The organism is Halalkalicoccus paucihalophilus (assembly GCF_001593955.1).
Classification (GTDB): Archaea; Halobacteriota; Halobacteria; order Halobacteriales; family Halalkalicoccaceae; genus Halalkalicoccus; species Halalkalicoccus paucihalophilus.
This window is the reverse complement of record NZ_LTAZ01000012.1, coordinates 65947-86062: the sequence shown is the minus strand read 5'-3', so window position 1 is coordinate 86062 and position 20116 is coordinate 65947. Positions and strand designations below refer to the sequence as shown.

Here is a 20116-nt window from a genome sequence, read left to right as displayed (position 1 = left end):
TCGAGATCTCGACCTTTTCATGCAGCATATGACCAGGAGATCACCCACGTCTATCCAACGTGTAAATCAACAGATAAAAACGAGTGGTAATATTATCTGGTATAGCAATCTTTTTATGACCGAGCACAAACCTCTGTGATGAATCATGGCAAACCGAGACAGGGAGGTCAGCAGACGCTCGTTACTCACGGGAATCGGAGCCGGAGCGATCACAGCGACGGCCGGCTGTTCGGGTATCAGCGACCTCGGGGCTGGGGGCGGTGGTGACGGTAGCGTCAGTATGACGATCGCCAGTACCTTCGAACCGGGGCATATTCTCGTCCAAGCAGCCGAGAACTTCAAAGAACAGATCGAGGAGGAATCCGACGGTGATGTCTCGGTAGAGATCAGTCCCGGCGGGTCCTACGGATCCGAAGACGAGATCGGCGAGGTCGTGAGCGAGGGTGGCGTCGAAGCCCACGCGGCGGGGAGTTTCCCGTACTACCAGTTCGCACCCGAGTACTGGTTTTTCGGGTGTCCGTTCGTCCTCTCGGACTACGACCAGTTGCTCTCGGTCCTCGAAAGCGACGAGATGCAGGAGGCCCACGATACGCTCATCGAGAACGGGGACCAGCGTCCGATCGGCCAGCAGATCTACCGGGGAGCCCGGCATTTCACGTCGAACACGCCGGTCCAAACGCCCGACGACGTCAGCGGACTCGACCTTCGTCTCCCGGAACTGGAGCCATGGGTCCAAACGTGGGAAGGGGTCGGTGCTTCACCGACTCCCGTTGCGCTCGATGAGTTGTACAGCGCCCTCGAACAGGGTGTCGTCGACGCCTCGGAAGGCGGCGCAGAACAGATCAGCTCGTTCAACCTCTTCGAGGTCCAGAGTCACCTGAGCCTCACGGGCCATCTGATCGCCAACGGGAACATCTACATCAACGAACAGTTCTATCAGGAGCTGGATGAGAGCCAGCAGGACATGATCATGGAGGTCGGCCAGGAAGCGACGCAATCGGCCGCACAAACGTCCCAAGACCGCGAGCAGGAACTCATCGACGAACTCGGCAACCAGGGGATGGAGATCGTCGAAGACGTCGATACGGCTGCGTTTCAAGAGGCAGCAGCGCCCGCTGTGGAACAGTTGTTCGAGAGCACGTGGGCCTTCGACTTGGAAACCGTCCGGAACATGTGAATATATACCAGTAGGTACGAACTCAACAATTGAACATGGAAATAGACCAATCACTCGAACTCCATCGTGATCACCTCTTCGACAAGGTCGTCCTCTACGGTACGACAGGCCTGTTTACGTTCACGATCGTTCTGACGACGATTCAGGTGTTCGTCCGGCTGTTGAACATCCCCACGTTCGGGTTCTTACACTGGACCGAACCGGCGGCGCGGTTCGTGCTCATCGTCGCGACGTACTTGGGTGCAGCCGTCGCCGTCCGAAACAGCGAACACATCGCCATCCGATTCCTCCTCGAGCGTCTCACGGGCTGGAAACCGAGGCTCGGCCTGACGGTCCAACTGCTGGGCAAGCTGATCGTCATCGGCTTCCTCCTGGTCGCGCTCTGGGGAGCGATCCTCGCGACGACCAGCAATTGGACGACATCGATCGGCGGAATCGGTATCGTCACGGCCGGCCACCTCTATCTCGGCATCGGTATCGGCGTGGCGTTGATGCTGATCTACGCGCTACTCGATATCGCGATCATCGTACGGGGGCTGGTGACGGACAGAACCGACGATATCGAGAGCGGACGGTTCGAAGAGGGCACGATCGATGAGTGAACTGCTCATCGTCGGCACGCTATTCCTCGGGACGCTGCTGGTCCTGTACGCGCTCGGCGTGCCGGTCGCGATCGCCATGGGTGCGACCTGTGTCCTGATGATGCTTCCCCCCTTCGGAGGAGGAATCAATTTCAACATCATCGCCCAGCAGATGCTCTACGGGCTCAACAGTTTCACGCTGCTTGCGATCCCGTTTTACCTGCTTCTGGGACGGCTGATGAACCGCATCGGGATGACCCAGCGGATCTTCGATCTGGCCAACGCCATGGTCGGGCAGTTCCGCGGCGGGATCGCCCACGTCAACATCGTCGCGAGCATGATCTTCTCCGGGATGTCCGGCCTCGCGGTCGCCGACGCCGCCGGGCTTGGCCGCGTCGAGTACGCCGCGATGCGCGATCAGGGCTACGAGAAGGACATCTCACTCGGCGTCACCGGATCGTCGGCCATCATCGGCCCCATCATCCCGCCGAGCGTGCCGATCATCATCTATGCTGTGCTCGCCGAGGAGTCGATCGGCCAGCTGTTCCTCGGCGGCATCATCCCCGGCGTCCTCATTGGCGTCTTTCTGATGATGCTCGTCTTCCTGTTCGTTCATCTCCGGGGATACGAGGCCGGCGATTCCTTCGACCTCAAGGACTTCTGGAAGGGGTTGAAGGAAGCGGTGTTCCCGCTGCTTGCACCGATACTGATCATCGGCGGCATCCTCACCGGAACGTTCACCGCCACCGAAGCGGGAGCCGTCGCCGTCGTCTATACCGTCCTGCTCGGAATCTTCATCTACAACGAACTCACCCTGAGAGGGCTCTTCGAGGAACTCCAGTACGGCATGGTCGAGACCTTCTCACTGACGTTTATCATCGGTATCGCGTCGTTGTACGGTCTCGTCGCCCTACAGCTTCGCCTCCCGATCTTGATGGCCGAGTCGATCACGACCTTCTCGACCGACCCCACCATCGTGATGTTACTTCTCGTCGGTCTCCTGCTGGTCGTTGGAACGTTCATGGAGACGATCGCCGCGATCACGATCCTGGTTCCGATCTTCATGCCGATTCTGGAGATGACAGCCATCGATCCGCTTCACTTCGGGATCGTGATGATCCTCACGCTGATGCTCGGCCTTCTCACCCCGCCGTTCGGTGTCATCCTCTTCGTTCTCGAAAAGGTGACCGACGCGAGTTTGGAGGAAGCGATGAAGGCGGTGTTGCCCTACTACGTGCCGATCCTTCTAGTGCTGTTGCTCACGATCTTCATTCCCGAGATCGTTACCTACCCGGCGACGGGGATGATGGGAGGCTAAGGCAACAGGCCGTTTTCCGTTCAGCGTTCGTTTCGTCTCGTTTCGAACCCCGGACCAACATCGTATCAGCTGGGAGGGGGGAAACGCTTTTACTGATCGGCTGGGTGGATCACCCATGGCAACGTTTGACGGCTACCCGAGACCTGACGGTCCCGCAGGAGTCCGGAACTACGTCGCTGTAGTACCGACATCGGTCGCGGCGTCTGCGGTCGCGGAAGCGATCGCCGACCGCGCGACCGAAAACGTCCGTGCGACGCCCCACCAGATGGGGATCGACCCGCCGAAGGCCGCACGCGAGCAGATCGAGCGGACACTTGCGGGCGTCGGGCGGAACCCGAACGTGGGGGCGACGCTCGTCGTCAGTCTCGGCCCGGAAACGATCGACGCTGACGTGATCGCCGATGAGATCGCTGGCACCGGACGGGCCGTCGAGACGCTCTCGATCCGGGAGGCCGGAGGGACGGCGGCAACGGTCGATACGGGCGTCGCCCTCGCTCGCGAGCTCTGGGACGGGATCGCCAATGCCCGACGCGAAGAGCGGGACGCAAGCGAACTCGTCTTCGGCGTCGAATGTGGTGGGTCGGACACGACCAGCGGGATCGCGTCGAATCCGGCGGTCGGGGCCGCCTGCGACCGGCTCGTCCGTGATGGCGGCACCGCGAGCTTCTCGGAGACGCCCGAGTTCATCGGCGCGGAACACATCCTCGCGGACAGATGCGTCGACGACGAGACCCGCGAGCAACTCCTCGCTCGTGTCGAGCGGCGGGAGTCGGCCGCTCAGCTGATGGGGGTCGACCTCCGGGGCGCACAGCCGACCCCCGGAAACCAGGACGGTGGGTTGACGACCATCGAGGAGAAGAGCCTTGGGGCCATCGCCAAGGGGGGGACGACGCCCGTTCGCGGGATCGTCGACTACGCCGAATCGCTCCCCATCGGTGGCGGGCTGGTGTTGATGGACACGCCAGGATACGACATCGAGAGCGTCGTGGGGAAAGTCGCCGGCGGTGCACAGATCGTCGCGTTCACGACGGGCCGTGGTTCGACGACCGGAAACCCCCTCGCACCAGTGATCAAGGTCACGGGGAACCCGAAGACTGCGGACCGATTGGCGTCGAATATGGACCTCGACGCCAGTACGATTATCGACGGCGAGTCCATCGACGCGGTCGGTGAGCGGGTCTACGAGACGCTGCTGGAGGTCGCGAGCGGCGCGCGGACCGCCGCGGAACAACGCCGCTTGGAGGAGTTCGCGATCAACGAACTCCAGCCGAACGAACTGGCGGAACGACGGGGGAACGCATGAAGGGCGTCATTCTGGACGACCGCGGGTTGCACATGGCACACGCGGACAACGTCGTCACCGCCATCGCTGATCTCGACGCTGGCATGGAGATTGCCTCCGAGGAGGCGACGATCGAACTCGTCGAAGACGTGCCGTTTGGTCACAAGATCGCGCTGACCTCCATCGACCCCGGCGACACCATCGTCAAATACGGCGAACCGATCGGCGCGGCGGTTGAATCGATCGAGCCCGGCGAGTGGGTTCACACGCATAACTGTGAGAGCGCCCGCGGCCGAGGTGACCGCAGCACGGACGACGGGGAGGTAGCCTGATGTCGGCACCGACCTCGGAGCGCTCTCACTCCCGTCGCCGAGAGACGTTCACAGGGTTCCGACGGACCGACGACCGTGTCGGTGTCCGAAATCGGATCCTTGTCGCCCCGTCCGTGATCTGTTCGCATATCGTCGCCGAGCGGATCGCGGATGCCAACGACCGCGCCGTCTGCACGCCGCACGATCACGGCTGCGCCCAGATCGGTGCCGATCACGACCAGACCGAACGGACCCTGTTGAACCTCGCACAGAACCCTAACATTGCGGGGGCGACCGTCGTGGGTCTCGGCTGTGAGCACCTCCAGAGCAAGCCCTTTGCCGACCGCATTGCCGCCGAAGGCGTTCCCGTTCGCGAGACGGCCATCCAAGACGCCGGCGGATCGGAAGCCTGCATCGAGGAGGGGATCGCCGCCACGGAAGAACTGACACAAACCGCCCTCTCGGACGATCGGACCGACGCGACCCTCGCTGACCTCACCATTGGTATTGTGAGTTCGGACCTCGATCGATCGACCTGCGAGATCGCGGACTCGCTCGTCGGCGAGACCGTCGACGCGCTGCTCGATGCCGGTGCGCAAGTCGTCGTCGCCGGCACCGAACGCCTCGCTCCACACCGAGACGCCGCCCCTGCCCGCGGCGCGACCGACGCCGTCGCCGACGAGATCCGTGCGGCCTGCGAGCGCGACGCGGACCGACCCGGGAGCGCCCAGCGGATCACCCGACGCGCTGCGGACGCCGAGTTCGAGTCGGTCGTCGGGACGTGGGGGTCCGCTCATGTCGACGAGTTCGTCCCCTACGGTGATCGGGTGACCGTCGATGAGGGGCTCGCACTGATCGACTCCCCATCTCGCTTCGAGGAGGCTGCGACGGCGCTCGCGGCGGCCGGCGCGTCCATCGTCATTCACGTGACGGCGGATGGGATCCCGACGGGACACCCGATCGTGCCGGTGCTCAAGGTGACCGCCGATGAGACGACGGCGGCGGCGCTCGCAGCCGATATCGATCTTGACACCCGTACCGCCGAATCGGAGGAGATTCTCGAGGAAATCGTCCGGGTGGCCGACGGCGGTCGGACCGCGACGGAGGAACACGGCCTGACCAAGTTCGCAATAAACCGCGTCGGACCGTCACTATGACGTCGCTTCCGGAGGCGTTCCCAAGAGGACTACCGATCGCGATAGCCGGCCCACACTCGCTGAGAACCGACCTCACTACGAGCATGACAGCAACTGATCGACTAGACGGAGGCACGATGCATCACCTCGCACCGAGCCCAACTCAGCGGTCGTCACTCGAACGGAGAGCATGAAATCGACAGCACTCGTCGACGCAGGGACGTTCGAAGTCGAGTCTCGAGAGCGACCTCAGCCGGAGGCATCGGAGGTCCTCGTCGACGTGAGCGATGTCGGCATCTGTGGATCAGATCTTCACTGGTATGACCATGGCCGGATGGATGATCGGATCGTCGAGGACCCGCTGGTGCTCGGCCACGAGAGCGCGGGCCGGGTCATCGAGGTCGGTCGAGACGTCGATCGCGTCGCCGTCGGCGACGAGGTCGCGATCGAGCCGGGGGTCCCGTGTGGACGCTGTCAGTACTGTCGAAGCGGTCGGTACAACCTGTGTCAGGACGTGGCGTTCATGGCGACGCCGGGCACCGATGGGGCCTTCAGAGAGTACGTCGCGTGGCCGGCGGATTTCGTCTACCGGCTTCCGTCGTCCATCTCCACTCGCGAGGGCGCGCTGTGTGAACCGATAAGCGTCGGCATTCAGGCCGTCCGACGCGCCGAGATCGACGTCGGCGACACCGTGCTCGTCATGGGGGCGGGGCCGATCGGGACCCTCGCGATGGACGTCGCGAAGGCGGCCGGTGCCGCGAATCTGGTTGTCGTCGACATCGTTCCCTCGAAGTTGGACCGGGCTGCCGAACGAGGAGCGACGCTGACGATCGACGCCCGTGAGACGGACGTCGCGAAGGCGGTCCGCGACGAGTTCGGCGCGGGTGTCGACGTCGCGATCGAGGCGACGGGGGCCTCGCCGGCCATCGAAGTGACGCTCGATGCGCCGCGACCGGACGGTACCGTCGTCTTGATCGGCCTCGCCCCCGATGAGACGGTCCCGATGGACACGTTTGAGCTCGTCCGACGGCAGATCGACGTTCGCGGGAGTTACCGGTTCGCGAACACGTACCCGACGGCGATCTCATTACTCACGGCCGGCGAGGTCGACGCGACGGGAATCATGGACTTCGAGATGTCCTTCGACCGTATCGGGGACGCTTTCGAACGAGCCAAAGAGCCCGACGTGATCAAAGGGATGATCTCCATGGACTGAGACGGCCGATCGGACCGCTCGGCGTACCCCGTTCACGAGAACATTTATACCTGAACGGACACCTCTCACGATATGGTCATCGTCGCAGCGATTAGTGACTCCGAGCAGTCGAGAGACATCGCCGCACGAGCGGACGAACTGGCACAAGCGTTCGACGACGAACTCGCACTCATACACGTCATCGAGGAGACCGAGTACACGAGGATCGTCGAAAAACAATCCAACACCCGGGAGACCGGTGCAGGGTCCGTAGAGGACAACGCGGCTGCTCAAGCGGCGGACGGACTCGATGAGGTCATTTCCACCGACTACGACGTCATCGGCCGGGTTGGGAACCCCGGCAAGAAGGTCGTCGAATACGCAGACGAGGTCGACGCCCGATATGTTGTCGTCGGCGGACGAGCCCGTTCTCCGGTGGGAAAAGCGCTCTTTGGAAGCGTGACCCAGTCGATCCTTCTGAATACGGAGCGACCTGCCGTCACGGTCCCGGCACTCGAGTAGCGAGTTCCGACGCCGAGTCATCCGCGAGGAGGACTCGCCACGGACGGTCGTCAGCCGACCGTCGGGAAGACTACAAGGTTTATCATCAAGGATTACGTGTTCGATGATATGAGTGCGGGTTCGGTACACGAGTTCCAGCAGTCACTGGCGCGTTTAGATACGGCGTCGACCGTCGTCTCGCCCGATGAGTTCGAAACCGAACTTAAGGACATCATCGAGACCCCGGCGGTCGGCGCCGCACTTCCCTTCGATGACCTCTCTCTATCGGAGCTCCCGGTACAGCTCGAACCGTCCCCGGCACAACTGCGTGAGGCAGTGACGGGCGTGACGGGCGCTCGGATGAGCATCGCCTCGCTGGGGACCGTTGCCGTTGAATCACGATCACAGGGCGACGAGTTCGTCGCACTTTACCCGGAGTTTCACGTCGTCGTCGTCAGGGAGAGCGACATTCGAGCAACCCTCTCGGATGCGTTTACCTGGCTTCGGGCCGAGTTCGAGGCGGGCCGCCAGTCGCTCATCCTCGCGACCGGGCCGAGTTCGACCGGCGACATGGGTGCGCTCGTACAGGGTGTCCACGGCCCCGAACAGGTCCACATCGTCATCATCAGAGACAATGAGAGCCAATGAGTGAGTCAACACGACCGAAGGCCGACCGTATCCGCGCGTTGCTCGAGACGGAGAGCGACGAGATCAAGGGGAACACACGGCTGTTCAACGCCGCCCGATACGATGCGGTCGAAGCCGTCGGAGAAGAGACACACGAACAGTATCGAACCCGGGCACGGGAGATAAAGGAGGAGTCGATCGAACAGCTGCCGGATCTCACCGACCGGACCAGAACGGCCGTCGAAGCCAACGGGGGAACCGTGTATATCGCCGACGACGCTGCAGACGCGAACCGGTACATCACGACGGTTATAGCGGATGCAGAGGCCGATAGCGTCGTGAAATCGAAGTCGATGACAACCGAGGAGATCGACCTCAACGAGGCCATCGAAGCGGACGGGTACGACGTCTGGGAGACGGATCTGGGCGAGTTCGTCATTCAGGTCGCCGAGGAAGCGCCCTCGCACATCGTCGGCCCTTCGCTGCATAAATCTCGTGAGGAGATCACGGCCCTGTTCGAACGGGAGTTCGAGCCCGACGAGCCGCTCGATTCTGCACAGAAACTGACGGCGTTCGCGCGGGAGTTCCTCGGTGAACGCATCGACGAGGCCGACGTCGGCATCACGGGAGCGAACTTCGTCATGGCCGAGAGTGGGTCGATCGCGCTGGTGACCAACGAAGGGAACGCACGCAAGTGCGCTTCGATTCCCGACACACACGTCGCCGTCGCCGGGATCGAGAAGATCATACCCTCGATCGCCGAGCTCGAACCGTTCGCGGAACTCATCTCGCGGTCGGCGACGGGACAGGACATCCCACAGTACCTGTCGCTCCTGACGCCCCCGGTCGAGACGCCGACGATCGACTTCGATCACGAGGACGAACCGAGCTTCGGAAACAGCGACGCCGAGCGAGACTTCCATCTCGTTCTCATCGACAATGGGCGGCGTTCGATGCGCCAAGACGACGACCTCCGCGAGACGCTGTACTGCATCCGGTGTGGGGCCTGCGCGAACTCCTGTGCGAACTTCCAGTCCGTCGGCGGGCATGCCTTCGGTGGCGAGACGTACACGGGCGGCATCGCCACGGGCTGGGAGGCCGGAATCGAGGGACTGGACGTCGCCGAGGAGTTCAACGACCTCTGTACCGGGTGTTCACGGTGTGTGAACGCATGCCCGGTGAAGATCGACATCCCCTGGATCAACACGGTCGTACGCGACCGCATCAACCGCGGCAAGGACCCCGGCTTCGACGACCTGCTGGTCGATGGCCTCGTCCCTGACGAAGAGGAGAGCGGGACACCGCTGCGCAAGCGCTTCTTCGGCAACTTCGAGACCGTCGCGAAGATCGGCAGTACGACGGCACCCCTCTCGAACGCCGTCGCCTCCAGCGACGTGGCCCGAAAAGCGATGGAATCAACCCTCGGGGTGGACGCCCGGCGCGACCTGCCGGCGTTCAAGCGCACGACACTGCGAAAGTGGGCTCGCTCCCGGGACTCCCACGTCGTGGATCCGGTTCGCCGCGTCGCCCTGTATCCGGACGTCTACACCAATCACGTCCAGACTGAACGGGGCAAAGCCGCCGTCCGCGTCCTGGAGACGCTGGGCTGTGAGGTGGTCGTGCCGGACGTCGGCGGATCCGGGCGCGCACCGCTCTCACAGGGGATGATCGCGACGGCGGAGGACAAAGCGAGGAACGTCGCCAAGTCGCTGCTTCCCTACCTCGAAGACGGTTACGACGTGGTCGTCGTCGAACCGAGCGACATCGCGATGTTCCGACGCGAGTACGAGAAGCTGCTGCCTACGGGGGCGTACGAACGGATCGACGAGGGGAGCTACGAGATACTGGAGTTCGTCTACGGACTCTTGGAGAACGACGGGGACATCGACGCCCTCCCCACCGGTGATGGCGCCGGGATCGCCTACCACAGTCACTGCCAACAGCGAACGCTCGGTCTCGAATCGTACACGGAGACGGTCTTGGAGCGGCTCGGATACGACGTGCTCACCTCCGATGTGGAGTGTTGCGGAATGGCCGGGAGTTTCGGCTACAAGAGCGAGTACTACGACCTCAGTATGGACGTCGGCGAAACGCTCGCCGAGCAGTTCGAAACGGCCGCGGACGAGCGAACGATCGTCGCCAGCGGGACGTCCTGTATGGAGCAACTCGATTCTCTCCTCTCGCCGGGGACGCGTCATCCGATCGAACTCCTCGATCCCGTCAGATGATGAGGGGCGGTTGGTAGGCCGAGTTCGCAAGTACGAGTCGTCGTAAACTGTTATGTACCGGGGGTCCGTCTCGAGCGAGCAATGAGCGAGCCAGCAGCGAGTGCCGGCAGTATCCGGACGGTCGACACCAGCCTCTACCGAATTCCGAACGAACAGACACTGGAGGACGCGACCCAGTCGTTCGACACGCTGGAAATCGTCGCGCTCACCGCGGAATCCGACGACGGGCATCGTGGCCTCGGGTTCACCTACACGATCGGGCGCGGAGGGGCGGCAATCAAACGGTTCCTCGACGACGAACTCGTACCACTTCTGGAGGGACAGCCGGTCGCGCCGCGCGCCGTACGGTCGGCCCTGCGGGGAGAGACGACGTTCATCGGCCGCGAGGGAATCAGTGAGTTCGCCATCGCCGCAGTCGACATCGCGATCTGGGATGCACTCGGCAAGCACGCCGGTCTGCCACTGTGTGAACTCCTTGGCGGGACCAGAGAGCCGGTACCGATGTACGAAACGAACGGTGGGTGGCTTCAGTACGATGCCGACACGCTCGTTGAGAACGCGCGCGAGATCGCCAACGAAGGGTTCGCCGGGATGAAGATGAAAGTCGGATCATCCATCGAACGCGACGTCGAACGAGTTCGTGCGGTTCGGGACGCGCTTCCGACGGATCTAGACCTGATGCTCGACGGCAATTGCTCGTATACGTTGCCAGAAGCGCGACAGTTAACGAACCGCCTCGATGACGTCGCGATAACGTGGTTTGAAGAACCACTGCCGAAGGACGACTACGCTTCGTACGCCGACCTCCGACGCCGCGTCAACGTGCCGATCGCCACCGGCGAAAACTTCTACAACGAGACGCAGTTCCGGCAGGTAATCGATCGAAACGCCGTCGACTATCTGCAACCGGACGTCTGTCGTATCGGCGGGATAACGCCATGGATGAACGTCGCGGATCAGGCGGCCACGGCTGGTCTTTCCGTCTCACCACACTACATCGAGCCGATCCACGCCCACCTCGCCTGCGCAGCCAACAACGTCCCGTACATTGAACACCACTCGATCGTGCTCAATAAACTGCTCGCGAAACCGATCGAAGTGAATGACGGCTTGATACTGCCACCAGATCGTCCGGGACACGGGATGTCGTTCAAGGATACTGAACAGTATCGAGATGCCTAAGGGGCAATAAGTTCGACAGACGGTTTGGTGAGATGATGTTTCAATTTTTTGACTGGGCTGGCACGAAACTCGAACTCGTCACCGGCGAGTCATCATGGAGCCGTGGGCAGACGGATCGATCTTAACGCAACACGCGATTTGCGGCATCCATAACGTGACACTACTTTCGATGAACGTCTTCGTTACTGCAAGCGTATTGGATACGCTAGGATTCAAGCTTATCGATCAAGAAGGCGCCCACGTTAGGTATTAGGCATAGGCGACCATGCGCTGCCGTGGATCTGCTTGACTACGTCAGTGACTTAATAGTCGATAGATACGATTCTCGCGGAGAACTTAATCGAGGAGGTACTGCGGGAGTACCATATCATATAGTCGAGTTCCTCTATGGATAGAGGAATCTTCTAAGAGCGCTGTTTAATATTATTAGGAAGAATACTTGTTCAGTATTATTGAGCGAAAATACTGCCCAGTATTATTGTTTGCTAGTACTGTTAGTAAATATGAATTTGTCTGACGAGTCTTTATGATCTATTAGTATTAGTATCAACTATGCTGATTTCGTACACCTTATGGAGCGAGGCAGGAGGAGTTGGTAAAACAGCGCTGGCAGTAAATCTAGCTGCGGCCCATCGGCGGCATGGTCAGCGGACGCTGCTTATCGACCTTGATCCGCAAAATGGAGGGGCAAGCCATCATATCGGAGTTGATGAAAACCGATCAGATCCAGAAGCGGACAATCTCGTTCGTCATCTCATCGATCGACCGAAAGGAGAATTCGATGGTCTAGTTCGTGAAGCGGCACATGGTATTCATGTAATTCCAAGCCACAATATGCTCGATAGTTTAGAGACAAATCTACAGCGCGCACAGGAAATGGAACAGGATATGGGTGGACGATTTGTAAAAGAGCTCCAACTACAGAACGTATTACGTAGTGCTGGTATACCAGAGAAATACGACGTAGTGATTATTGATCCACCGGCAACGGGTGGCCAACATGTCTACAATGCGGTTTCGGCAACAGGGAATGTTGTTATTCCGCTCGAGCTGTCTCCAAAAGGAGAGCAATCGCTCTATGGGCTCGAAGACACGGTATCAAACCTTGAAGCAGAGACAGACACAGAAATTGGAGTGGTAGCCGTTGTTCCAAACAAAGTACGTAGAACGCGCGTCGGAGACAAATACCAACAAGCATTTTCCGAATTGTCGTATCCAGTTGCTCCGACGAAAATTCCAATACGAGGCGCGATGCTCAATGGGGCATGGGATGCACAGACGACCGCCTACGAATTTGTAATAGATAACAAGCGGCCAGATCGCGAGCGTGATACCCTCGAGCAATTCGATACACTAGCTCGGTTTATCGCCGAACAGTTCGATGTCGAACTTACGAAAGAGGACATCAGTACTGAAGAAACGGAGGTAGTCGCATGAAGTCTGGAGCCTCCGATCCATTCGCCGAGGAATCGCAATCAAGCGAAACTAACGCCGAAAATGAAGGAGAGTCAGACGAATCAGTCACGACTGCAGCTGGTCGGCGTTCTGGAACTGAACAGGAGTACACAGGAGATTCAGAGCAAAACAGAGAGGAGATAGAAGCGACGAAAGTAGATAATCAGGAGAGAGAATTCAGTCGGGATCAACTACCGTACATCCTTCGACGTGATAAAGTAAAAGACGAAAGGCCGGAGGTACACCAACTATTTGTTCAGGAGGAAACGCACGCAGCTGCAATCAGTGCCGAGCGTGACCTTGAGGATCGTATCAATGATGATCTGTCCCGTACCGATGCTCGGGAAGCGATTTATCGAGCGGGGATGCAGCATCTCGATGATGCAGAAGAGATTCTACGGCATTGGGGATACGATTTCTGAGAACCATATTTCAGAAACGATCTGTGGTTCTATGAATAGCCGAAATAGATAGTCAACTTTCCCACCCTACACGCCTTCGGCGTGTTGAGAGTGGGGCTTGTCCGTGAACTCGGCCTTGAACCCATCAGAGTAGCCGTTGACATCCTCCCCGCTCTGAAGAGCAAGAATTCCCCGACGGGGATATTCAGGTTGCGCGTTTTCTCGGTTCTCAAGTACGCTTTCGCGTGGAACGGCGAAGGTTACCACCGAGTTGTGACCAACGGTGTGCTTTTCAGCACGTACAGCCCTGTCAATGGGGCCTTCCTCCCTATTCAACTACAGGCATCAACGACGGCGGGTTCTTCAGCCCGCGAGGTCGCACGGTTCGACTCGCCCGAAGGCTACGGAAATCAGAGATTTCCGTGCGCCCGAAAACGCGGAGCGTTTTCGAGGATGTTAGCCCGTGTATGGTTTACCCATTTTCCGAAGTCGCCGTTCTCCCATCCGTCGATACAGAATTGTTTGGTGTCACGGTAGAGTTGAGTGGCGAGTTGCCACTCTTTCCGACGTGAGAGGGATGGATTGTGGAACTTCGTGGTGACAGTCACCGTGACCATTACACTTGTAATTGGATATGATTGTGTAAGTGTCTGTTGGAATATCGGGCTGTACTATCGTCGGTGGTTTGTGCCATCGTTTGTCGGATTCATCCCCGCCCTTTAGGGCGGGGCTTTCTCCTCGCACTTCTGTAACTGGCCGGCGATCAGGAACGGACCACGTCGATGTATTCTGCCGCTTCGACATCAACTAGCCCGTTGTTTGTCAGGCGATACGTCGGAATGACCTCGAGAGCGAGGAATGACAGCTCCATCAATCCATTGTCGACCAGACCGAGATCGGTCACGAACGCCTCGACGTTCTCGTACTGCTCGTACACCACCTCGATCGACTCCTCGGACATCAGTCCCGCCACCGAAAGGGGGAGCGACACCATTTCAGCGGCCTCCGGGTCGAAAGCGGCGATACCGCCGCCGATGTCACGGAGGTGATTGGCCACACGGGCTATGGAGTCGCGGTCCGCACCGGCAACCACACAGTTGTGTGCGTCGTGGGCGATGGTGGAACCGATGGCTCCGCGGTACAGGCCGAGACCATGGACGAATCCCCGTCCGATCCCCCCATCCTGGCCGTGTCGCTCGATAACGGCCAGCGAGAGGATGTCCTCGTCGACCGACGGGACCAGCGCGCCTGCTTCGACCGAGACGGTTGCTCGCATGGGATCGGTCTGCAGACCGCCGACGGCATCGATAACCCGGACGGGGACAGTCTCGCCGTCATCGTCCGCCGCCGTGATCACGAGATCCCTGCCCGAAACCGGGTCGAACTGGACAGTGTCATCCGCTAGGTTCGTAGTCCCGGTCCGATTCTTCGCTGTGGGATCCAGCTCGCCGTCAACCATCACGTGGGCGACATCCCACGAGTTCAGGTCGTCGAGCAACACCAGATCGGCCGGTGTCCCGGGTTTGAGCCGCCCGAAGGGCAGATCGTAGCTCTCGGCCGTATTGAGTGTCGCCATCTGGACAACTTCGACGGGATCGGCACCCTCGTTGATGGCCTTGCGGACTGCAAAGTCAACGCCGCCACGGTCGACGAGATCGGTCACCTCCGTATCGTCGGTACAGAGAGAGAACAGATGGGTATCGACAGCGTCGACAAGTGGTAGGAGGTCGGCGAGGTTCTTACTCGAAGACCCCTCGCGAAGATAGACCCGGATACCGAGTCCTGCCCGCTGTCGCGCTTCAGCGAGCGTAATACTCTCGTGATCGGTGTCGAGATACCGAGCCGCCTCGTGGAGGGACGTCCCGTCGACGCCTGCCATGTGTCCGTCGACGGTGAGACCGCGCTCACGGGCGGCTGTTATCTTCGCGTGGATCTCGCTGTCACCGGCGATCAGTCCCGGGATGTCCATCACCTCGCCGAGCGCGACGACAGGATCGAGGTCAAGCAGTGTCTCCACGGCTGTCGCGTCCAGCGTCGCACCAGTGTCCTGTAGCCCGGAGGCCGGGACGCTGGACGGAACAGTAAAACGTGCCTTCAGCGGCGTGTTCGTAGCGTCCTCAATGACGGCACGAATGCCAGCCTCTCCCAAGACGTTCGCAATCTCGTGTGGGTCGTGAACGATGCTAGTTACACCACCGGGCAGGACCGCGTTACCGTACTCTGGTAGCGTCACCATGCTCGACTCAACGTGCATGTGGGCGTCGATGAGTCCAGGCGTGATGTACCCCGTGTTGAGTATGTGATCGGCCGGACGGTCTTCCAGAGCAACTATTTTGCCGTCGTCGATAGCGACCGTACCGTCTTCGAGCGTCCCGGTGTGGACGTTCACCAGTGTTCCGTGAACGAGTATGTCGACCGAATCAGTCATCGCTGTCGACTGTGCCGGCAACGATATTGCTTTCACTCACCCGCGATCGAATGCACGAAGTGTTATCTGACCCGAAGTGTGGGTTAGTATACCACATTCGAGATAGTAGTTACCGTAGATAGATAGTCGTTTGGCTCGGTGGCCGCCGAAACCACTCATTATCGTCGAATACGATCCTATAGAGTAACCGACACATCCTCCCCCACTTTCCTGCGGCAGTCGGACGGACAGTGTGGACCGCTCCCCGGCTGTGGGAGTGTGAGGACAGTACGGGTTCAGTTGGCGATCCCGCGAGAGGGGGCGTGAAGACGGTTCGGTCGTGTCGGTCGTGTCAACCTATCACGCCACCAGCGGTGACGTAGAAGTAGAGAGCGAACGACACTGCCAGGATCCACTGGAGGGCGTGGACGTCATCGTGTTCGCCCTGTGCCGCTTTGACGAGGGGATAACTGATGATACCCGCGGCAATGCCGTTGGCTATTGAGGCCGTCAGGGGCATCATGACGATGGTGAGCCCCCCAGGAATAAGCCAGTCGGAACGCTGCCACTTGATGTCTGTGACGCCTTGGAGCATGATGAGCCCGACAAGGATGAGCCCGAGATAGGAAGCGTACGTCGGTATCGCTGCCACTACCGGGACAGCGACGAGCGAAGCCAGGAACAGTACAGCAACGACAAGCGCTGTTAATCCGGTGCGGCCACCCTCTTCGACCCCGGTCGAACTCTCGACGTAGGTGGTAACGGTAGTCGTCCCGACAATCGCCCCGCAGGTGGTCGCGACGGCGTCGGCCATCAGCGGTTTCTCCATCTCTGGGAGGTTGCCGTCCTCATCGAGGAAGTTTCCGAACTGCGAGACGCCGATGAGCGTTCCGGCGGTGTCGAAAAAATCGACGAAAAAGAAAGTGACCACCACGATAATGAACGAAATCGGGTCAATATTCCCGAAGCCGCCGATAAACGCTCCAAACAGCGGCGTGATATCATACTGAACTGGTGGGAGGCTTTCGGGTGTGAGGACGCCGCCATTTACGACACCAGCAAGCGTCAATCCCCACCCAGCGGCCGCAGTTGCGACGATACCAGCGATGATCGCGCCAGTGACTCCCTTGGCGTAGAGGACGATCGTGAAGGCGAGTCCAGCAAGCGCCAGCAATGCAACCGGGTCGGACGCGACGTTACCGAGCGAAACCAGCGTCGCCTCGTCCGCGACGGCGACGTTGATCTCGATGAGGCCGAGCAACAGGAGGAACAGGCCGATACCGGCCCCGATGGCGAACTTCACGGGTTCCGGGAAGAATTCGATGATATACCGTCTCGCGCCGACGCTGGACATCGCCATGAAGATGACGCCCTCGACGAACACCGCCGCGAGCGCGGTCTCCCACGGAATCCCCAGCGATATCACCACAGTAAACGCGAAGTACGCGTTTAACCCCATCCCGGGAGCGAGACCAAACGGCCGGTTCGCGTACAACGCCATCACGATCGAGCCGATAGCGGCGGCCAAGATAGTCGCGATGGCGAGCATCTGGAACGTCTGCCCGTCGGAATATCCCTGTATAGAGATCGCCTCCGATAGGATCGCTGGGTTTACCACGATGATATACGACATGGTGAGGAACGTCGTGATGCCCGCAACGACTTCGGTTTTGATGTCCGTCCCGTGACGTTCAAATCCGAAAAACGTCGCTATGCGTGATCGTACCTTGTTATCGCTTGCCATAACCGTTCACTACCCTACTAGGTACAAATAAGTTTGGCTCTGTTGAAATCCTTCAGCGGTGACAATGAGAAGAGCGACTCTTCTTCTCGGATTTTACGGATCCGATGCGAAACTCGCTTCTCAGCACATCGCACGACTGCAAGAGGGTTTCAACAGAGCCATAAGTTTCTACTGCGACGATGGTTTCTGGTCGGAGGTAAAAGTAATTATGCACGGCTGCAGGGTTCGACGGAGAGGACATTTCCCTGTGGACGAGGTTGCCAGCGTGGTGGGTCGACTCGATGGTACGTGGTCGAAACGTTTCATTCCGGTATGTACAATGACCGCTCTCGTACCGATCGACTGAGCGAGGCTCGATTGACATACCTGTGGTACTCAATAGACTATCGACAAACCGTGTCTGAATCGGGAGAACCTAGTCTTCTATAGGTTTCTGTTGCTGTGCAGACCGCCGTTCTTCCTCCAGGTCCATGTCGAGACCTATCTCCGACGCACGCTGCCGGACCGCTTCGGCGTCGATGGCAGTCATCTTCCCCTTCTCCTGCAAGACGGTGCCGTCTACCATCGTGAACCGCACGTCGTCGCCGTGCGCAGCGAACACGATGTGGGAGAGTATGTCGTGAAGTGGAGTCGCACGCGTGCAGTCCGTACTGAGCCCCACGATGTCGGCACGCCATCCCTCCCGAATCGCACCGAGTTCGTCGAAGCCGGCGGCTTTCGCTCCATTGAGCGTCGCCATCTCGAAAATTCTAGCAGGCGGTGTCGTCGTCGGGTCTAGTCGATCGACCTTCTGGAGGAGGCTGGCCTGGCGCATCTCGGTAAACGCATCGAGAGTGTTGTTACACGGCGGGCCGTCGTTACCGAGTGCAACGTTGATTCCCCGGTTGAGGTAATCCCAGATCGGGGCGATCCCGCTCGCGAGCTTCATATTCGAGGACGGGCAGTGCGTGACGTGTGTGCCCGTCTCTGCGAGGACTTCTCGCTCACTCTCGTCGGTCCACACACAGTGTGCCAGCACCACATCCTTGCCCGTGAGACCGACTTCGTTGAGCCAGTGGATGTTTCGCATTCCGGTGTCGTTCTTGATGGTCTTGATTTCGCTCCGGTTCTCGTTGGCGTGGGTATGGATGCGGACGCCGTCGTACGCGTCGGCCAGCTCACGAGCGCCGCGGAGACAGTCCTCGGTACATGAGACGGCGAAACGCGGCGTCACGGCGTATCGGATACGGTCGTCGAACGATCCGTGGTACTTCTGGATGAGACGCTCGGACATGTCGAGGGCTTCCTGGGTGTCTTCGAGGAGGCCATCGGGTGAGCGCTGGTCCATCATGACCTTGCCGAGGACACCGCGGATGCCGATCTCGCCCGCAGCCTCGAAGGCCTCGTCGGCGTGGGCGACCGAAAGGTGGTCGATGCAAGTCGTTGTTCCGCTCTCGATCATCTCCAGATACCCCAGTTTCGCCGCGACCTCCATCTCTCTGGCCGAGAGAGAAGCTTCCATCGGAAGAATATAGTCGAACAGCCAGTCTAGCAGCTCGGTGTTGTCGGCGATCCCGCGACCGAGGCTCTGGACGGAGTGGATGTGTCCGCCGACGAGCCCCGGCAATAAGATGTCGTACGACTGGTGTTCGTGGTCGGTATACTGTGGTGCGATCTCGGATCGCTTGCCCACCCTCTCGATACGTGGTCCTTCGGTAACGATCGCTCCGTCGCGGAGTACCGTACGAGGATCTACGACGACAGAACCGGTTAGCAACATGTATCGATCGTATACAACATCGGAGCAAAAGCATTTCTCTGTCGGGACGCCCATGCGAGGGTAGTAGGTGCGATGGACCAACTAGGGACAGTCCGGCAAATGACGCGTCAGCGTCGAGTGAAATTGATAATACCGATGTTGTGCGAGAATGACGTCTGCGGGAACGACCCGAAGACCGCTTCGAGAGCACTGATGAATCCGTCAGCGAAGATCCCACCGCGGAACTCATCATTGATCGGGTTGCGGTCCTTGGCGGTGGTGATCCCTAATATATCTCCGATCGTTGCCATCCCTGAAACCAGAAACAGGTTGAAGAGGGCGGTAATCAGCAGGACCAGCCTCGTGAGCCCAAGGGCGCCCCAACCGGAATCGATGGGTCGCTGCTCTCGACAGCCGTCACGAGGCTGCAGGCCTCCCCGTCGGTGTAGGTGTCGACCACAGGCTGCCAGGAGCCATCGATCGGCTCAACCAAGATGTCGATAACACCATTGCAGCCGAGCCCGAGCCCCCATCCGTCGTCTTCGGTAAGGTCATAGGTGACGGTTCGTGCGGATCCCGATTCAACGACATCGCTCGCGATCATCCGCAGCGGCTCCTCAAGACAGCCGGCGGTTACCCCGCCATACGTATCGTCAGGACCGATCACCGCCTTCGCCCCGGGCCGTCGGTAGGCAGCTCCATCGACACCAATGACAGTTGCGATGGCAAGCGATCGATCGGCCCCGATTGCACGACCAATACGCTTGAATATCTCGGGCGTCGTGGCACTCCAGGGTTCGGTCGCAATCTGCATGGATTCGTTATTTCACCGG

The 20116-nt window shown here is 59.8% G+C and carries 19 protein-coding genes and 2 pseudogenes; 14 read left to right on the top strand and 7 right to left on the bottom strand.

Translation table 11 applies throughout. From position 1 onward, the window contains the following. Positions 1-280 precede the first annotated feature (280 nt). The 14 genes and pseudogenes from HAPAU_RS14975 to HAPAU_RS14915 all read left to right on the top strand — a co-directional run bounded on the left by HAPAU_RS14975 (position 281) and on the right by HAPAU_RS14915 (position 13415). Positions 281-1177, top strand: coding sequence for a TRAP transporter substrate-binding protein (locus HAPAU_RS14975; RefSeq protein WP_066384640.1), 897 nt, complete (start codon positions 281-283; stop codon positions 1175-1177). Between the two features lie 35 nt (positions 1178-1212). Next, on the top strand, positions 1213-1779 hold the full coding sequence (locus HAPAU_RS14970; protein ID WP_066384396.1) for a TRAP transporter small permease: 567 nt from the start codon (positions 1213-1215) through the stop codon (positions 1777-1779). Next, a complete protein-coding gene (locus HAPAU_RS14965; protein ID WP_066384394.1) occupies positions 1772-3076 on the top strand; it encodes a TRAP transporter large permease in 1305 nt (434 codons plus the stop codon). Before HAPAU_RS14970 ends, HAPAU_RS14965 begins: the two co-directional genes overlap by 8 nt. Before the next feature lie 115 nt (positions 3077-3191). Further along, positions 3192-4379 (top strand): UxaA family hydrolase, encoded by a 1188-nt coding sequence (locus tag HAPAU_RS14960; RefSeq protein WP_066384392.1) that lies wholly within the window; start codon positions 3192-3194, stop codon positions 4377-4379. After that, positions 4376-4690, top strand: coding sequence for a UxaA family hydrolase (locus tag HAPAU_RS14955; protein WP_066384390.1), 315 nt, complete (start codon positions 4376-4378; stop codon positions 4688-4690). Before HAPAU_RS14960 ends, HAPAU_RS14955 begins: the two co-directional genes overlap by 4 nt. Beyond that, positions 4690-5826 (top strand): UxaA family hydrolase, encoded by a 1137-nt coding sequence (locus HAPAU_RS14950; protein WP_066384382.1) that lies wholly within the window; start codon positions 4690-4692, stop codon positions 5824-5826. The genes HAPAU_RS14955 and HAPAU_RS14950 overlap by 1 nt, the downstream gene beginning before the upstream one ends. Positions 5827-5995: 169 nt before the next feature. Next, positions 5996-7021, top strand: a complete 1026-nt coding sequence (locus HAPAU_RS14945; protein WP_066384380.1) for an NAD(P)-dependent alcohol dehydrogenase — start codon at positions 5996-5998, stop codon at positions 7019-7021. Between the two features lie 72 nt (positions 7022-7093). After that, the gene (locus tag HAPAU_RS14940) at positions 7094-7522 is read left to right on the top strand and encodes a universal stress protein (RefSeq protein WP_066384378.1); all 429 of its coding nucleotides are present in this window, start codon (positions 7094-7096) and stop codon (positions 7520-7522) included. Positions 7523-7630: 108 nt separating this feature from the next. Next, positions 7631-8149 (top strand): LUD domain-containing protein, encoded by a 519-nt coding sequence (locus tag HAPAU_RS14935; protein ID WP_066384375.1) that lies wholly within the window; start codon positions 7631-7633, stop codon positions 8147-8149. Continuing rightward, positions 8146-10356 (top strand): LUD domain-containing protein, encoded by a 2211-nt coding sequence (locus HAPAU_RS14930; RefSeq protein WP_066384374.1) that lies wholly within the window; start codon positions 8146-8148, stop codon positions 10354-10356. Before HAPAU_RS14935 ends, HAPAU_RS14930 begins: the two co-directional genes overlap by 4 nt. 81 nt (positions 10357-10437) lie before the next feature. Then, on the top strand, positions 10438-11538 hold the full coding sequence (locus HAPAU_RS14925; protein ID WP_066384371.1) for a mandelate racemase/muconate lactonizing enzyme family protein: 1101 nt from the start codon (positions 10438-10440) through the stop codon (positions 11536-11538). Between the two features lie 20 nt (positions 11539-11558). Then, positions 11559-11788: pseudogene (locus HAPAU_RS22975) on the top strand (ring-cleaving dioxygenase); the annotation flags it as partial. Positions 11789-12090: 302 nt separating this feature from the next. Then, complete coding sequence (locus tag HAPAU_RS14920; protein ID WP_066384369.1) at positions 12091-12975, top strand: ParA family protein; 885 nt, start codon at positions 12091-12093, stop codon at positions 12973-12975. Next, on the top strand, positions 12972-13415 hold the full coding sequence (locus HAPAU_RS14915) for a hypothetical protein (protein ID WP_066384367.1): 444 nt from the start codon (positions 12972-12974) through the stop codon (positions 13413-13415). Before HAPAU_RS14920 ends, HAPAU_RS14915 begins: the two co-directional genes overlap by 4 nt. Positions 13416-13481: 66 nt before the next feature. Here the strand turns inward: HAPAU_RS14915 and HAPAU_RS21075 are convergent, their stop codons facing one another. The 7 genes and pseudogenes from HAPAU_RS21075 to HAPAU_RS14890 all read right to left on the bottom strand — a co-directional run bounded on the left by HAPAU_RS21075 (position 13482) and on the right by HAPAU_RS14890 (position 20097). Further along, positions 13482-13730 carry a hypothetical protein gene (locus HAPAU_RS21075; RefSeq protein WP_157078495.1) on the bottom strand — a complete coding sequence of 83 codons (249 nt, stop codon included), beginning with the start codon at positions 13728-13730 and terminating at the stop codon, positions 13482-13484. A gap of 137 nt (positions 13731-13867) precedes the next feature. After that, positions 13868-14011: pseudogene (locus HAPAU_RS22970) on the bottom strand (transposase); the annotation flags it as partial. A 146-nt stretch (positions 14012-14157) separates the two neighbouring features. Beyond that, a complete protein-coding gene (locus tag HAPAU_RS14910) occupies positions 14158-15822 on the bottom strand; it encodes an adenine deaminase (RefSeq protein WP_066384365.1) in 1665 nt (554 codons plus the stop codon). A 331-nt stretch (positions 15823-16153) separates the two neighbouring features. Continuing rightward, positions 16154-17545 carry an NCS2 family permease gene (locus HAPAU_RS14905; protein WP_066384363.1) on the bottom strand — a complete coding sequence of 464 codons (1392 nt, stop codon included), beginning with the start codon at positions 17543-17545 and terminating at the stop codon, positions 16154-16156. A 415-nt stretch (positions 17546-17960) separates the two neighbouring features. Continuing rightward, complete coding sequence (locus tag HAPAU_RS14900; protein ID WP_066384362.1) at positions 17961-19304, bottom strand: 5'-deoxyadenosine deaminase; 1344 nt, start codon at positions 19302-19304, stop codon at positions 17961-17963. Between the two features lie 107 nt (positions 19305-19411). Further along, positions 19412-19594, bottom strand: coding sequence for a solute carrier family 23 protein (locus HAPAU_RS14895; RefSeq protein ID WP_066384360.1), 183 nt, complete (start codon positions 19592-19594; stop codon positions 19412-19414). A 35-nt stretch (positions 19595-19629) separates the two neighbouring features. Further along, on the bottom strand, positions 19630-20097 hold the full coding sequence (locus HAPAU_RS14890) for an XdhC family protein (RefSeq protein WP_066384357.1): 468 nt from the start codon (positions 20095-20097) through the stop codon (positions 19630-19632). Positions 20098-20116: the final 19 nt, after the last annotated feature.

Bases quoted from the DNA above. Each gene is read 5' to 3' on its own strand.
- HAPAU_RS14935 (WP_066384375.1), top strand. From the start codon at position 7,631: ATGAGTGCGGGTTCGGTACACGAGTTCCAGCAGTCACTGGCGCGTTTA.
- HAPAU_RS14940 (WP_066384378.1), top strand. From the start codon at position 7,094: ATGGTCATCGTCGCAGCGATTAGTGACTCCGAGCAGTCGAGAGACATC.
- HAPAU_RS14960 (WP_066384392.1), top strand. From the start codon at position 3,192: ATGGCAACGTTTGACGGCTACCCGAGACCTGACGGTCCCGCAGGAGTC.
- HAPAU_RS14930 (WP_066384374.1), top strand. From the start codon at position 8,146: ATGAGTGAGTCAACACGACCGAAGGCCGACCGTATCCGCGCGTTGCTC.
- HAPAU_RS14965 (WP_066384394.1), top strand. From the start codon at position 1,772: ATGAGTGAACTGCTCATCGTCGGCACGCTATTCCTCGGGACGCTGCTG.
- HAPAU_RS14955 (WP_066384390.1), top strand. From the start codon at position 4,376: ATGAAGGGCGTCATTCTGGACGACCGCGGGTTGCACATGGCACACGCG.
- HAPAU_RS14895 (WP_066384360.1), bottom strand. From the start codon at position 19,594: ATGGCAACGATCGGAGATATATTAGGGATCACCACCGCCAAGGACCGC.
- HAPAU_RS14950 (WP_066384382.1), top strand. From the start codon at position 4,690: ATGTCGGCACCGACCTCGGAGCGCTCTCACTCCCGTCGCCGAGAGACG.
- HAPAU_RS14920 (WP_066384369.1), top strand. From the start codon at position 12,091: ATGCTGATTTCGTACACCTTATGGAGCGAGGCAGGAGGAGTTGGTAAA.
- HAPAU_RS14890 (WP_066384357.1), bottom strand. From the start codon at position 20,097: ATGCAGATTGCGACCGAACCCTGGAGTGCCACGACGCCCGAGATATTC.
- HAPAU_RS14975 (WP_066384640.1), top strand. From the start codon at position 281: ATGACGATCGCCAGTACCTTCGAACCGGGGCATATTCTCGTCCAAGCA.
- HAPAU_RS14945 (WP_066384380.1), top strand. From the start codon at position 5,996: ATGAAATCGACAGCACTCGTCGACGCAGGGACGTTCGAAGTCGAGTCT.
- HAPAU_RS14970 (WP_066384396.1), top strand. From the start codon at position 1,213: ATGGAAATAGACCAATCACTCGAACTCCATCGTGATCACCTCTTCGAC.
- HAPAU_RS14910 (WP_066384365.1), bottom strand. From the start codon at position 15,822: ATGACTGATTCGGTCGACATACTCGTTCACGGAACACTGGTGAACGTC.
- HAPAU_RS14905 (WP_066384363.1), bottom strand. From the start codon at position 17,545: ATGGCAAGCGATAACAAGGTACGATCACGCATAGCGACGTTTTTCGGA.
- HAPAU_RS14915 (WP_066384367.1), top strand. From the start codon at position 12,972: ATGAAGTCTGGAGCCTCCGATCCATTCGCCGAGGAATCGCAATCAAGC.
- HAPAU_RS14900 (WP_066384362.1), bottom strand. From the start codon at position 19,304: ATGTTGCTAACCGGTTCTGTCGTCGTAGATCCTCGTACGGTACTCCGC.
- HAPAU_RS14925 (WP_066384371.1), top strand. From the start codon at position 10,438: ATGAGCGAGCCAGCAGCGAGTGCCGGCAGTATCCGGACGGTCGACACC.